A 13,849-nucleotide genomic window follows, 5' to 3' on the forward strand; every position below is an offset into this window, starting at 1 on the left:
TATGATAAAAAAACTTTTAAAAGGCATAACTGTTTCTCTTACGGCACTACTAACTTATGGTACAGCTGCAGGGCAAGGAATGCATTTCTCCCAATACTATAATGCCCCAATGCTACTCAATCCTGCTAATACAGCATTAATGAGCCAGTCTGACTATAGAATTGGTGCCAACTATCGTAGCCAATGGGCGCAACTACCAGTTCCATACAATACCATGTCGGGTTTTGCCGACTTCTCCTTGTTTAAAAAACAGGATTTTACTAACTGGCTAGGCGTAGGCGTTGCCTTCTTTAATGATAAAGCTGGAGACGGGCAACTCACCTTAAACAGAACAGAGCTAGCAGTTGCCTATCATATACTTACTGGAGAATACAATATGATATCTGTTGGTTTTTCTGCGTCGACCAACCAACGTAGTATCGACTTCTCTAAACTTACTTACGATAGACAATGGGATGGTTTCAAGTTTGATAAAAGTACTAGCAATGGCGAACCTAACACTGTTGCCAAAACCAATTTTTGGGATATGAATGCAGGCATCAACTATGCCCTGTTTCCCAATGAGAATCTTTATCTAAAAGTCGGTATTGGACTAGCACATATCAACCAACCTCAAGAGAGTTTTTTGGGTAATACCAACCAGATAAAGATGCGTCCTACAGCCAATGTTGATGCACTAATAAAACTAGATGGTTCTCTTATCCTCAACCCTTCTGCCTACTATACCAGGCAGGGCTCAGCTCAAGAGTTAGTATATGGTTTAACAGCACGTTTTTTCATCTCGGGAAATGAAAATTACTCTACAGATGTTATCGTCGGTGTATATAACCGCTTCAACGAATCTATCATCCCCGTTTTTGGGCTTCAATGGTCTGGTGTGAGGTTAATGGCAAGCTACGATTATACCATATCAAAACTAGGTCCTGATGTAAATGGTAGGGGTGCAGTAGAGTTTGGGCTTGTATATCAAGGTGGTTATAGAGGAGGAGGCATGGGCCACAGCACTATTGACTGCCCTCGCTTTTAACAAAAAATTACCTGTGAAATCAGCCTTTAGGTTATTACTTTTGGTGATAATATATTCCTTTTAAGATTATGGAGAACGAAAAATTCAAAGTACTATTAGTAGAAGACGATACTAACTTCGGTCAGGTACTTAAAAACTATCTTGAATTAAATGACTTTGTAGTAGAGCTTGCCAGAGACGGTATACTAGGCTTGGCTGCCTTCCGCAGAGAGAAATACGATATATGTCTTTTAGATGTGATGATGCCTAATATGGATGGTTTCACACTTGCAGAAGAAATTAGAAATGTAGATCCTGATATTCCATTATTCTTCCTTTCTGCCAAAAGCATGAAAGAAGATATACTGAATGGCTACAAGCTGGGCGCAGATGATTATATCACAAAGCCTTTTGATAGTGAAGTATTGCTACACAAAATCAAGGCTATACTAAAACGTAATCAAGAGTTACAGGATAAGCAACATGCTGAAGTTGAGTTTGATATAGGTAGCTACCATTTCAATAGCAAGCTACGCACATTAGAGTTGGGTGATGATTCTGAAACATTATCTCCTAAAGAGAATGAGCTATTGCTAATGCTTTGCGAGTACAAAAATGACCTGTTGCCTCGTGAGGCTGCACTAAAACGTATTTGGGGCAGCGACACTTATTTTAATGGTAGAAGTATGGATGTGTACATTGCCAAGCTACGTAAGTATTTAAAAGGTGATAGCAGTGTAGAGATCGTGAATATTCATGGTAATGGCTTTAGGCTGGTTGTGCCTGAATAATTGTCAAATCTTAATAAATTTCACAAAGCCGGACATTTATCCGGCTTTATTTATATAACCATATCCATACATTGGAGGAAGATTACTACTTTTGATGGCTCATGAAGCATTTACCTAATCTGCTTACACTTGGCAACCTGTTTTCAGGCTGTATAGCTATTGCATTTATCCTTAATGCACAACCGTTCCTTGCGGGGTATCATGGCGCTGAATACTGGGTAACTGGTGTAGAACAAGCCTACTGGGGCAGTGTATTTATACTTATAGCTGCTGTTTTTGACCTACTGGATGGCTTTGTAGCCAGAGCACTAAAGGTCTTTTCTCCTATTGGTAAGGACCTCGACTCTTTAGCCGATGTGGTATCTTTTGGCGTTGCTCCTGCAATGATATTATATAAAATGCTATGGGCATCTATAATGGCAGAGCCAGATGCAATGGATGTGAGCATGATAGCTACTACCCCTGCATTTCTTATTGCTTGTTTTGGTGCCATAAGGTTGGCTAGATACAATGTAACTACTCCTTCTAGTGGCAGCTTCACTGGAATGCCCATACCTGCAGTTGGTTTATTTATTGCATCCTTTCCACTAATAAACTGGCTAAACCCTGAAATAGGTCTATACTTACAAAATAAATATCTGCTATATGCTATAATAGGCTTGTTATCATGGCTTATGGTAAGTAAAATACGCTTTATGAAATTGATGCCAACTAGCTTTAAACCAGCTAATATGTGGCCTCAATTAATCCTAATCATTGCTGCTGTTGCTGGCTGGTTTACACTCAAAGCAGTGGCTGCGCCTATAGTATTTGCCCTATACATCATACTATCTTTAATACACAAACCTGCTGAACAATAATAAATAATGAAATATACAGCACACATTAACGTAATGCCGTTAAAAGAATTATTAGACCCACAAGGTAAAGCTGTGAACAACAGTTTGCACAACCTTGGTCTTGCTGCCGTAGCTAATGTACGCATAGGCAAACACATCACACTAAGCATAGATGCAGATAGTAAAGATGCTGCAGCTGCTATTGCCGACGATGCATGTAAGAAGCTATTAGCTAACCCAGTGATGGAGCAATTTGACATCACTATAGTAGAAGGATAATACGCTTATGAAGTTGTATCTGGTACCATCGCCTATTGGCAACCTTGGAGATATAACTTACAGGGCTATTGAAGTATTGAATAATGCTGATGGTATCCTCTGTGAGGATACTCGTACAAGCTCTGTGCTACTTAAGCATTATGATATACAAAAGCCACTTACCCCTTATCATCAACACAACGAGCATAAAGTTGTACAACATCTTGTGGAACAGATGCAACAGGGTAAGACCTATGCACTTATTACAGATGCCGGTACTCCTGGGATTTCTGACCCTGGGTTTTTACTAGTACGCGAGTGCATTAAGAATGAGATACCTGTTGAATGCTTACCAGGAGCTTCGGCATTTATACCCGCTCTGGTACAGTCGGGTATTCCTAGCAATCGGTTTTGTTTTGAAGGCTTCCCCCCTCAAAAAAAGGGAAGACAAACCTTCTTTTCTAAGTTAGTTGACGAAGAACGTACGATTATTCTTTACGAGTCTCCTCACCGTCTGGTAAAAACACTTAGAGAGATGGGCGAACATCTTGGTACTGATAGGCAAGCTGCCGTGTGTAGAGAACTGACCAAAATGTTTGAAGAAACAAGAAAAGGGACATTAGCCGAACTACAACAGCACTATGAGGCCAAACCTCCCAAAGGGGAAATTGTTATCGTAGTAGCTGGCAAATAATAAAAAGAGTCGACCCATATGGATCGACTCTTTTTATTTTGGTTAAATTTTTTCCTTTCAGCTTAGTGAGCAGCTTCAACAGCTTCTGTAGCTTCTGTAGCCATAGAATCAACAGTCTCAGCAGTTTCAGTAGCAGCTTCTTCAACAGCTTCTGTAGCCTCTGTAGCAGTTTCTTCAACTTGCTCCATTGTATCTTCAGCTTTTTCTTCTGTAGCTTCACCACAAGAAGCAACCATCATACCTAAAGCAACTGCAAATGCACCGATTTTAACGAATTTCATAATTTCTAGTTTTAGTTTAGTACTTGTTTATTTTCCTATTAATACCAGATCAAGAAAAAGGTAACCCAGTAACCCCAAAAAAATTAAAATTATTTTTCCCACCCTAATTAAACACTTGACTAAGTACACCTTATAGCTATACTTACTAACTTTACAACAACCTGGTCAATTGGTAATTATTTTTATATATAAGAATTGGGTTACTTTTTCTTAAAATCGGGATTAATAAGTGCAACAATCATTACATACAGAGCTTGAACTGCTTAATGGACTTGCTGCCAGTGAGCGTTCTGCAGTTGAGGAAGTATATAATGCACACTATCCTATTGTTACAAAATGGATCATTACCCATGGCGGGCAAGAAGTAGATGCTGCAGATGTATACCAAGAAGCAATGACTGTACTGTATGAAAAAGCACAGGATGAAGACTTTAGGTTAAGCTGTAAAATAGGCACCTACCTGTTTGCTGTAGCCAAAAACCTATGGTTGAAGAAAACCAGAGAAGTGCAGCTGGTAGAAATACCGGAATATGATAGCACTTACGAAGATGATATAAAGGCACATGTAGAAAGGGAGTTACATTATGAACAACTAGAAACGGCATTGGAAGAACTGGGTGAACCGTGCAGCTCGTTACTAAAAGCTTATTACCATAAAGGGAAAAGCATGCAGGAAATAGCAATAGACTTCGACTATACGAACCCCGATAATGCCAAAACACAAAAATATAAATGCCTTACTCGCTTAAAGAAAATATTCTTTAGCACACAAGTAAAATAGAAATGCCAGGAGAAAAGAACATATGGGAGATTGCTGAAGGCTATGTAGCTGGCAGTTTGAATGAAACAGAGCTTACTATTTTAAAGAATAAGCTTTCAGATGATATTACCTTTAGTAATACCTTCTATGAGTGTGTTAACACCATACGCTCACTAGAGGCAAATGGTAAACAGCATCGTTTTAAGTCGTTATTAAAAGACGTACATCAAAAACGTACAGTTGTCGCTAAACCCGAGCCTAAAACAATTTCTATCAACAAGCACTACTGGCGTACTGCTGCAGTAGCTGCCGGTATAGCGTTGGTTACTTCTCTTTCTACCTACCTTATCATTGCTAACAATAACAAACGTATTGCTTCTCAATACTCTTTATTAAAAAGGGATCTTGAAAAATATAAGCGCTCACAACATAGGCTAATTAATAACATTACAGGCGAACAACAACAGCCATCTTTAGATGCCCGTTATTCTGGTACTGGCTTTGCATTAAGTAATGATGGGTATTTAGTTACCAACTACCACGTTACCGCCGATGCAGACTCTGTGTACATTCAGCATAATGATGGCAACTATTATAAAGCGGCTATTATCAGCACCGACCAAGAAGCTGATATAGCTATTCTAAAAGTTGTTGATAAAAAATTCAAGTTCAGCAAATGGGGAGTTCCTTACCTTTTTGCCAAGTCCAAAAAGAAGCTGGGTGAGCAAGTATATAGCCTCGGCTACCCACAAGATGAGGTGGTTTATAATGAAGGTTATATTAGCTCTGTCAACGGATATATGGGAGATTCTTCTCAATATAGACTGGAACTACCTGCAAATCATGGACAAAGTGGTGCACCTGTTGTGAATACTAGAGGGGAGGTCATTGCCATTATTACAGGTAAAGAAAGCCAAAGTGAAGGTACCACCTACGCTATCTCTTCAGAAGCTTTGCTACAACATATAAAAGAGCTACCGGATAGTACAAAAATAGATATACCTAGTACTAACAGGCTTTCCCGCCTAAACCGTGAGCGTCAAATTGAACGTCTTTCTCAGTATACTTGCGCTATCAAGGTCTATAAAAAATAAGCCTTTGCACATTAGTAATGCATACAACTTATTATTTGTATAAATTTGCTATCCGTAAGCGCAACTAGTGAGTATAATAAACAAGTTTTTAGCGAATAGAAAAGGGATAGATAGCCCTGCAGGTGAGATGGCCTTTGTGGACCATATTGAAGAACTGCGTTGGCATATCATTCGTTCGCTCCTAAGTATCATTGTTGGAGCAATAGTGGTTTTTATCTATAGCGATTGGGTATTTGACACTATTATACTAGGCCCTGCTGACCCCGAATTCCTTTCTTACCGTGCTCTTTGCCGACTAGGAGAGCTACTACATTTGGAAGATGCGTTATGCATGAAGGAGATGAGCCTTCAGTTTCAAAACACACAGTTATCAGGGCAGTTTATGATGAGCTTCTCTGTATCCTTCATGCTTGGGTTCATTGTAGCTTTTCCTTATGTGTTTTGGGAAATGTGGAAATTTGTAAAACCTGCTCTAAAACCAGGAGAACTAAAACATGCTAGAGGCATTGTTTTCTGGTCGTCATTCCTATTCTTTCTTGGTGTGCTTTTTGCCTACTTCGTCATAGCACCTTTTACTATTAACTTCTTTGCAAATTATCAGCTCAGCTCTAAGTTTCAGAATATCATTACCATGGCTAACTACTATGGTACATTGAGCGACTTAGTACTGGGTATAGGATTGGTATTTGAATTACCAATATTGGTTTACTTCTTATCAAGAGTAGGCTTACTAACCCCTACTTTAATGCGCACTAAGCGTAACTATGCTATAGTTATCATCTTCGTGTTGGCTGCTGTAATTACACCTCCCGACTGGTTTACCATATGGTTGGTAGTAATGCCTTTAATATTATTGTACGAGGTAGCTATTAAGATCAGTGCCCGTGTAGAGAAGGACAGAAAGAAAAAAGATCGTAAAAAATAATACTTAACGATATGCAACAAACAGTTTTCAATCAAGAATTACCATTAGTAATTGGTGGAGACCATGCAGGTTTTGACTATAAAGACATGCTAAAAAAAGCACTTAGTGAAGCTGGATGGCAAATAGAAGACAAGGGAACACATAGCACCGATAGTACTGACTATCCCGACTATGCACACCCTGTATCTGAAATGGTAGATAATGGGACAGCTGCTGTAGGCATACTAATATGTGGAAGTGGTAACGGAGTATGTATGACTGCTAATAAGCATCAAAACGTACGTGCTGCCCTTTGTTGGAATGACGAGCTTGCAGAACTGGCAAGACTACACAACAATGCAAATATCCTTTGCATACCTGCACGTTTTGTATCTGAAGCAGTTGCACTAGATATGGTTGATAAATTCTTGAGTACCGCTTTTGAAGGAGGGCGACATGAAAGACGAGTAGATAAGATCAGTTTATCATAATAAAGAAGCCCTCAAATAATTGAGGGCTTCTTTATTTAGTATTTATTAAGTGCTACTCTTATAGAAGTAAATACTGTACGCGGCAGCAAGTTTATTCCTCCTGAGCCACCACTATGTGCACCACCGCTATTTATACCCGCACCACGAGTTTGTACCAGTTGTACATCCAATAAGTTTTTCACGCCAGCTATTATCTGCACCTTGTTCTTCAAAAACTTTTTACTTACCGAAACATCCAGCATGCTAAAAGCATCTTGAGTACCATTATAAGAAATGCTTCCATCTATATTAGGAGTAGCTGTAGGTTGGCTTCCTGTATACTTATAAAAAGCATTGAACCTCAAACCCGGCTTCTTCCAAGCATATTGCAATGTTGCTGTTGCTTCTTGTGCAGTAAAGGCATCATAACTATTAGGTTCTGCAAAAACATTGGTCAATGCATACCCTATCTGAAAATGAAACTGCTTCCATTGTCCATCCATCTGCACCGAACCTATAGCATTGCTTTGATGGGTCTGGTTACCATAAGTATAATCAAGACTGTTAGAATCTAATGGATTAACAGGCACCAATAAAATTCCATCTTTTACGTCATTAAAGAAGCCTGTAACAATGAATTGTAAATAATCAGAACGCTCTTCGTATGCCTGATAAGAAGCCGATACTTGAACATGCTGACTGGATTCAGCACGCAAATTAGGACTACCTACAATATTATGGTTAGCATCCACAAAGCTCAAGTACTTCTCTTTTAAGCTAGGCGCTCTGAAACCTTGTGCATATGAGGCTCTAATTTGTAAGTTTTTCTTAGGCGTGTATAACAAGTTGGCGCTAGGTATTACAGGTGGCGAATAAGTTGTATTTGCTGCACCACGTAGGCCAACCTGACCTGTAAGTTTATCTTTTATTAATGGGTAAGATACATTAGCATAAACAGCATAATCATGTAGTTCTTTATTATGCCCATCAATTTTTAAGCTTTTTGCAAACTGTAGATTAACATCATAGCCAACTGTATACTGTAATTTTTGAAGTTGGTTGGTATAATTGCCTCTTAGAAACACATCACTGAAGGTAGATGTATCTTGATCTCCTTTAGCAGCAGTAGGCACTTCTGAAAGTGCTACCATATCTTTTGATACAGTAGCTCTGGTGCGATTATATACTATATATCCATTTTGGCTTTGCCACTGTCCTTTCTTGCCTATTTTGCCTTGCATCGATAGTCTGTTCATAGAACGTGTAGTTCTATAATATCTATCTGTTGCATATGCTCCCGCTGTAGTCCATATAGTCACATCGCCTCTATCAGTAACTTTTTCCCTTAAATAATCAGAGGCCAGATCTACCCTAAAGCCAGATTTTGCCTCGTATCTATACGCAAGGTTAGCTATGTATTGCTCCTTAGGATTAAATAATAAATTTCGTTGTGTGCGTAGCTCTTGTGTACCAAACCTTTGTACTTGGTCTATATATTTCCAACCTTTAAAATAGTTTCTCCCACCACCAAGTGTTATTTGATGTCTGTCTGCTAGTTTAAAAGAAGCAGTAGCATCAAAGTTGTACTTATACGTTTCTAAATAAGTACCTGCGTTTATAGATAGTGGTTTCTTTTCTTTCTTAGTTATGATATTGATAACCCCTCCTAATGCATCTGTTCCATATACAACACTCATAGGGCCTTGTACTATCTCTACTCTTTCTACATTGTTTAGGTTTATCTGGCTAAGGTCAATATTACCATTCTCTCTACCGTTTAGCGGTATACCATCAATCAGTATTTTTACTTTATCCCCCTTTAGCCCTTGCATGTTCATAGTAGCACCCAGTACTTGGTCATTACCAATACTCATATTAAGTTGGTTCTCCAGTATTTCATCTAGAGTAACCGCACCTTGTGCTTTTATCTGCTCTTTGCCAATGACCCTATAGTTCGACAATGCATCTTTTAACCTCATAGGCTGAGCCATACCTGTTACAACTACTTCATTCATAGAAGAGAATTTTTTGGTCATGCGTATGTTCAACACATTACCCGCAGGAGCTGTAAGTACTTCTTTGCTCAGCGACTCGTAGCCTAGTGCTGTTAACTCAAAAACACAGGGGTAGATATCTGGACTCACGTTAGCAACGCCATTCTCATCGGTCTGCGCATTGATGATCGTTCCATTATTATTAATAGAGGAAATATTTATGTACGCAAATGGAACCGTTTTACCGGTACTATTGTCTAATACGGTAACCCTTAACGTTTGTGCATAGCCTGAGGTTGCAATCGCTAAAAACAATATGATATGTGCTATTCTCTTCAACATCTATTCTTCTGTAAAAATTAAGGATTCAACCCTTTAATTAATTAAAGTGTTGAACCCTTATATTAAATAAACAAATCCGCACGATTTGAAATTACCCTAGTGCTGTACCATTATTTTATCAGCTATCTTCCAGCCGCCATTAGATACTACAACCAAGTAAGTACCTGATGGATAATTAGTAACATCAAACTGATAAGCGTTCAGCCCTTTCTTCATATTCGCAGTAGTGGTCATCATTACCTTACCTGTAATATCTGTAACTACTATCTGTGCATTATTAGCTTGTGCGCGAGCATCTATCATAATATTAACCTGATTGTTAGCAGGGTTTGGATAAATACTATACTCACTTACATTGTTAGTAACAGAAGCTACACTTGTAGTTCCCAAAGCACGCTTTTGAAAAACTATTTTACCTGTTGCAGTTCCATCAAAACGAGTGAATTGTATGTGGTAGTAGCTACTATTATTCTTAGACTTCACTATATAACTAGTATCGGCATGTACTCTATATTTAAAAATAGACATGTCAAAAGTCTTCCAGTTATCACCAATTGTATTTGTCTCTTTCTTAAGGTTTGATAAATGAGAAGTAAAGTTGCTTGACGTAAGATTGTTTGGGTCTACTGAGAATACTTCTGCTATCTCTACATCAAGATTAGCTAGTACGCCTGTATATGCTTGTAGCTGTCCCGGTACCGGTCCGAATGTTCTATTCTTTTGATATTGCTTGAATAGTAGATCCCAAGCACCTATAGAAGGCTCTCTGTCTATAACTGTAGCCGTCGTCATGTTGTAATAAGCAAAAAGGCGGTCTGTGTATGGGCTAGCTCTTTTAATAGAATCTTCTACTAAACCAGAACCATCAAATTTTGCAAACCTGAACTTGTACATCTCGTTATTAGCAGCACTTTTATACTCCTGGAGATGTAGTTGGTATGCAGCACCATCGATCATAACAATGTATAGAGAATCACCACTTAGGTTATGCGTGGTCATATTGTACTTTGCCCAACCAAAGTCTACAGGGCTAGAAGTATTTCTGTTTACTGTAAAAGCACCTTCACCCCAGCTAGTATCATTATTTACCAATTGAGTAGCAGGGCTTACTTTACCCATCGTATCACTAGCAACAAGGTTACCAAACTTGGTACTAGCTTTAGCACCTATTGAATATACCTGAACTTTTCCCTTAATATGGTTGGCACGTACACTTGCGTTGAAAGATGTAGCTCCAAACTTGCTCATTTGGAAAGCAATATGCCAATCATCTGCCGTCTGCGTTTTTGTATTGCCATTAGCCAAATTATAATACGCATCTTTTGCATATCCGGCATTCAAATCCACGGAATCAACAACCCACGTTTGCGCAGAAGAACCTACTGTTGCTGCACATGCCAACGATAATAGTGTATATTTTAATTTCATATAAAGAAAGGTTAAAAATGATGGTGTAAAGTTACACCCTCTTCTTTCTTCACATGACCAATAGCCCAACTATTGACAAACTTGTGACAGAAACATTAAGCCCAACTTAAATCCAACCTTGCTGATGTAAATATTTGGCTATTTGTACCGCATTTGTAGCAGCACCTTTACGTAAATTGTCTGCAACTATCCAGCAGTTTAGCGTATTCTCCTGCGAATAATCCCTACGGATACGACCTACAAAGACTTCATCTTTGCCCGATGCATATAGTGGTGTAGGATAACTATTCATCTCAGGGTTATCTATCACAACTACTCCTGGGAATATATTGAGTAATTGTTTTACATCAGATTCATAAAAATCGTTAACCAACTCAATATTTACGCTTTCACTATGACCTCCCATTACCGGTACACGTACAGTAGTTGCCGTCACCTTTACCCTATCATCACCTAGTATCTTGTTAGTTTCCAGCACCATCTTCATTTCCTCTTTTGTATAGCCATTATCTTGGAACACATCTATATGAGGAATAATATTCATGTCTATCTGATGTGGGTAGACATTTGTGGTCTTATCTCCTGCACGTTGGTTATTTAGCTCATCCACGGCCTTTTGCCCACTACCCGTTACCGACTGATAAGTGCTAACCACCACTCTCTTTATGGTATACTTATCGTGTATAGGCTTCAATACCATCACCATCTGTATGGTAGAACAGTTGGGATTAGCAATGATCATATCTTCCTCGGTAAGCACATGTGCATTCACTTCAGGAACAATAAGTTTTTTGGTAGGGTCCATACGCCAAGCAGAAGAGTTATCTACTACTCTACAACCTGCCTCAGCAAATTTCGGAGCCAATTCCAAAGACATTGCACCTCCACATGAGAACAATGCTAACGCAGGTTTCATACCAATGGCTGTATCTGCATCAACAACTGTATATTCTTCACCCCTGAAAGTCAACTTTTTACCTACAGAGCGAGCCGAAGCTACTGGTATCAGTTCTGTAATGGGGAAGTGACGTTCCTCTAATATCTGTAACATGGTACGACCTACCATGCCTGTGGCACCTACTACCGCTACGCGCATTGTCTTTAAATTTTAGAGGGCAAAGATAAGTAGTGTGCTCATATAATAGAAGAAAAAAGCCAGTACCTTTGCCTCTTATGAAGAATCTGGCTTCTTTAAACAAATACCTTTTAAAATATAAATGGCGATTACTGGCAGGCATGCTATTCATTACCATTTCTAATATACTGGCCGTTATACCTCCTGTTATTGTTCGTAATATAATCGACCAAGTACAACAAAACATTAGTACTTATAGATTACTGGACGATACTATAATCTCTAAAGAGGTACAGGCATATATCTTTAAGCTTGTTTTGTGGAACGGGCTACTACTACTTGGCCTAGCGTTGCTAAGAGGGTTATTCATGTTCTTCATGAGGCAAACGATCATTGTTATGTCTCGCTTTATAGAGTACGACCAAAAGAATGAGATCTACACTCATTACCAAAAACTTGATACTCAATTCTATAAAAGCCATTACACTGGCGACCTTATGAACCGTATAGCAGAAGATGTATCTCGTGTACGCATGTATGTAGGGCCTGCTATTATGTATACCATCAACCTTGTGGTACTAACCATTATGTGTGTATGGGGCATGCTACGCGTAAGCCCTATGCTAACGCTATACGTTATTATCCCTTTACCACTATTAGCACTCACCATCTATTTGGTCAACCGTATCATATTTAAAAAGAGCGAAAAGATCCAAGCGCAACTTTCATCCATCACTACTACTGCTCAAGAGTCTTATTCAGGGATTAGAGTAATAAAGTCATTCGTACAAGAGAAAAACATGCTGCGCTTTTTCAACAAGGCATCCGATGAATATAAGCAGAGTGCTATTAACCTATCACTCACAGAAGCGGTCTTCTTCCCTTCTATGAATCTATTCATAGGCTTGAGCATGATTAGCACTATTCTTATTGGTGGCTACTATGCGATACAAGGACATATTACAACAGGTAACATAGCTGAGTTCATCATCTATATCACCATGCTTATGTTCCCTATGATGGCTATAGGCTGGGTAGCATCAATAGTACAACGTGCTGGTGCTTCGCAAAAAAGAATTGATGAATTCTTAAATACCGAACCTACTATTACTAATCAGGAAGATGCTAAAGAGGCCAACTTAAAAGGCCATGTAACATTTGAAAATATTTCCTTTACCTATCCACACACAGGTATTACTGCTTTGAAAAACTTTTCACTAGATATAAAACCAGGTGAAAAAGTGGCTGTAATAGGAAAAACTGGCTCAGGAAAATCTACTATTGTACATCTTCTGTTAAGAATGTATGATGCTCAAGAGGGTCTACTTAAACTGGATGATACGCCTATTCAAGAGTTGAACATACAAAGCCTTCGTGCCGAAATAGCTTATGCACCACAAGAGCCTTATCTATTCTCTGATACCATATACAATAATATCAAATTTGGTAAACCTGAGGCTACAGAAAGTGAAGTAAAAGAAGCCGCTCGACTTGCTGATTTTGCTAAAGACGTAGGAACATTGAAAGACGGTTATGAAACGGTTATTGGCGAGCGTGGCGTAATGCTTTCAGGAGGGCAAAAACAGCGTTTGATACTAGCCCGTGCAATACTCAAGGATAGTAAAATATTGATGCTAGACGAATCGCTGTCTGCAGTAGATACCCAAACAGAGCAAAACATCTTAGAAAACTTCAAGACAAGACTAAAGAATAAAACAACTATTGTCATCACCCACAGAATATTTACCAGTTGGACCTTTGATAAGATAATTGTACTGGATGACGGCCAAATAGTAGAGCAAGGTACGCATGAAGAGCTAATGAGCTTAAATAAGAAATATGCTAAGCTCTACCGCCACCAAACGGAAGTAACAGAAGAAGCATAAAAAAGGGCAGCTACAAGTAGCTGCCCT

The 13,849-nt window shown here is 38.9% G+C and carries 14 protein-coding genes; 10 read left to right on the forward strand and 4 right to left on the reverse strand.

What is annotated here, in order from left to right; translation table 11 throughout:
* The first annotated feature begins 1 nt into the window (after nt 1).
* The 5 genes from R2800_11205 to rsmI all read left to right on the forward strand — a co-directional run bounded on the left by R2800_11205 (nt 2) and on the right by rsmI (nt 3,588).
* Nucleotides 2–1,027 (forward strand): PorP/SprF family type IX secretion system membrane protein, encoded by a 1,026-nt coding sequence (locus R2800_11205; GenBank protein MEZ5017611.1) that lies wholly within the window; start codon nt 2–4, stop codon nt 1,025–1,027.
* A gap of 68 nt (nt 1,028–1,095) precedes the next feature.
* Nucleotides 1,096–1,797, forward strand: coding sequence for a response regulator transcription factor (locus R2800_11210; protein ID MEZ5017612.1), 702 nt, complete (start codon nt 1,096–1,098; stop codon nt 1,795–1,797).
* Nucleotides 1,798–1,898: 101 nt separating this feature from the next.
* Nucleotides 1,899–2,657, forward strand: coding sequence for a CDP-diacylglycerol--serine O-phosphatidyltransferase (gene pssA / locus R2800_11215; GenBank protein ID MEZ5017613.1), 759 nt, complete (start codon nt 1,899–1,901; stop codon nt 2,655–2,657).
* A gap of 6 nt (nt 2,658–2,663) precedes the next feature.
* A complete protein-coding gene (gene purS / locus R2800_11220; GenBank protein MEZ5017614.1) occupies nt 2,664–2,915 on the forward strand; it encodes a phosphoribosylformylglycinamidine synthase subunit PurS in 252 nt (83 codons plus the stop codon).
* A gap of 7 nt (nt 2,916–2,922) precedes the next feature.
* Entirely contained in the window at nt 2,923–3,588 is a 666-nt protein-coding gene (gene rsmI, locus R2800_11225; protein MEZ5017615.1) for a 16S rRNA (cytidine(1402)-2'-O)-methyltransferase, read from the forward strand.
* Between the two features lie 62 nt (nt 3,589–3,650).
* Here rsmI and R2800_11230 read toward each other — a convergent pair whose 3' ends face one another.
* Nucleotides 3,651–3,869, reverse strand: a complete 219-nt coding sequence (locus R2800_11230) for a hypothetical protein (protein MEZ5017616.1) — start codon at nt 3,867–3,869, stop codon at nt 3,651–3,653.
* A gap of 229 nt (nt 3,870–4,098) precedes the next feature.
* Here R2800_11230 and R2800_11235 point away from each other — a divergent pair, with 229 nt between their 5' ends.
* The 4 genes from R2800_11235 (at nt 4,099) to rpiB (ending at nt 7,118) form a co-directional block, all read left to right on the forward strand.
* Nucleotides 4,099–4,650 carry a sigma-70 family RNA polymerase sigma factor gene (locus tag R2800_11235; GenBank protein ID MEZ5017617.1) on the forward strand — a complete coding sequence of 184 codons (552 nt, stop codon included), beginning with the start codon at nt 4,099–4,101 and terminating at the stop codon, nt 4,648–4,650.
* Nucleotides 4,651–4,652: 2 nt separating this feature from the next.
* Nucleotides 4,653–5,723: a serine protease gene (locus R2800_11240; GenBank protein ID MEZ5017618.1), complete on the forward strand. Its 1,071-nt coding sequence runs from the start codon at nt 4,653–4,655 to the stop codon at nt 5,721–5,723.
* A 67-nt stretch (nt 5,724–5,790) separates the two neighbouring features.
* Complete coding sequence (tatC, locus tag R2800_11245) at nt 5,791–6,648, forward strand: twin-arginine translocase subunit TatC (GenBank protein ID MEZ5017619.1); 858 nt, start codon at nt 5,791–5,793, stop codon at nt 6,646–6,648.
* Between the two features lie 11 nt (nt 6,649–6,659).
* A complete protein-coding gene (gene rpiB / locus R2800_11250) occupies nt 6,660–7,118 on the forward strand; it encodes a ribose 5-phosphate isomerase B (protein ID MEZ5017620.1) in 459 nt (152 codons plus the stop codon).
* Between the two features lie 35 nt (nt 7,119–7,153).
* Here the strand turns inward: rpiB and R2800_11255 are convergent, their stop codons facing one another.
* The 3 genes from R2800_11255 to R2800_11265 form a co-directional block, all read right to left on the reverse strand.
* Entirely contained in the window at nt 7,154–9,433 is a 2,280-nt protein-coding gene (locus R2800_11255; protein ID MEZ5017621.1) for a TonB-dependent receptor, read from the reverse strand.
* Nucleotides 9,434–9,529: 96 nt separating this feature from the next.
* Nucleotides 9,530–10,861, reverse strand: coding sequence for a T9SS type A sorting domain-containing protein (locus tag R2800_11260; GenBank protein MEZ5017622.1), 1,332 nt, complete (start codon nt 10,859–10,861; stop codon nt 9,530–9,532).
* Nucleotides 10,862–10,967: 106 nt separating this feature from the next.
* Nucleotides 10,968–11,957: an aspartate-semialdehyde dehydrogenase gene (locus R2800_11265; GenBank protein ID MEZ5017623.1), complete on the reverse strand. Its 990-nt coding sequence runs from the start codon at nt 11,955–11,957 to the stop codon at nt 10,968–10,970.
* 77 nt (nt 11,958–12,034) lie between these two features.
* On the opposite strand from R2800_11265, the gene R2800_11270 reads away from it, so the two are divergent.
* The gene (locus tag R2800_11270; protein MEZ5017624.1) at nt 12,035–13,822 is read left to right on the forward strand and encodes an ABC transporter ATP-binding protein; all 1,788 of its coding nucleotides are present in this window, start codon (nt 12,035–12,037) and stop codon (nt 13,820–13,822) included.
* The last annotated feature ends 27 nt before the right edge of the window (nt 13,823–13,849 follow it).

The organism is Flavipsychrobacter sp. (genome assembly GCA_041392855.1).
Taxonomy (GTDB): domain Bacteria; phylum Bacteroidota; class Bacteroidia; order Chitinophagales; family Chitinophagaceae; genus UBA5543.

Coding starts and splice junctions, on each gene's coding strand:
- R2800_11205 (MEZ5017611.1), top strand. CDS start 2: ATGATAAAAAAACTTTTAAAAGGCATAACTGTTTCTCTTACGGCACTA.
- R2800_11210 (MEZ5017612.1), top strand. CDS start 1,096: ATGGAGAACGAAAAATTCAAAGTACTATTAGTAGAAGACGATACTAAC.
- R2800_11265 (MEZ5017623.1), bottom strand. CDS start 11,957: ATGCGCGTAGCGGTAGTAGGTGCCACAGGCATGGTAGGTCGTACCATG.
- purS (MEZ5017614.1), top strand. CDS start 2,664: ATGAAATATACAGCACACATTAACGTAATGCCGTTAAAAGAATTATTA.
- R2800_11255 (MEZ5017621.1), bottom strand. CDS start 9,433: ATGTTGAAGAGAATAGCACATATCATATTGTTTTTAGCGATTGCAACC.
- rpiB (MEZ5017620.1), top strand. CDS start 6,660: ATGCAACAAACAGTTTTCAATCAAGAATTACCATTAGTAATTGGTGGA.
- R2800_11240 (MEZ5017618.1), top strand. CDS start 4,653: ATGCCAGGAGAAAAGAACATATGGGAGATTGCTGAAGGCTATGTAGCT.
- R2800_11260 (MEZ5017622.1), bottom strand. CDS start 10,861: ATGAAATTAAAATATACACTATTATCGTTGGCATGTGCAGCAACAGTA.
- rsmI (MEZ5017615.1), top strand. CDS start 2,923: ATGAAGTTGTATCTGGTACCATCGCCTATTGGCAACCTTGGAGATATA.
- R2800_11270 (MEZ5017624.1), top strand. CDS start 12,035: ATGAAGAATCTGGCTTCTTTAAACAAATACCTTTTAAAATATAAATGG.
- R2800_11230 (MEZ5017616.1), bottom strand. CDS start 3,869: ATGAAATTCGTTAAAATCGGTGCATTTGCAGTTGCTTTAGGTATGATG.
- pssA (MEZ5017613.1), top strand. CDS start 1,899: ATGAAGCATTTACCTAATCTGCTTACACTTGGCAACCTGTTTTCAGGC.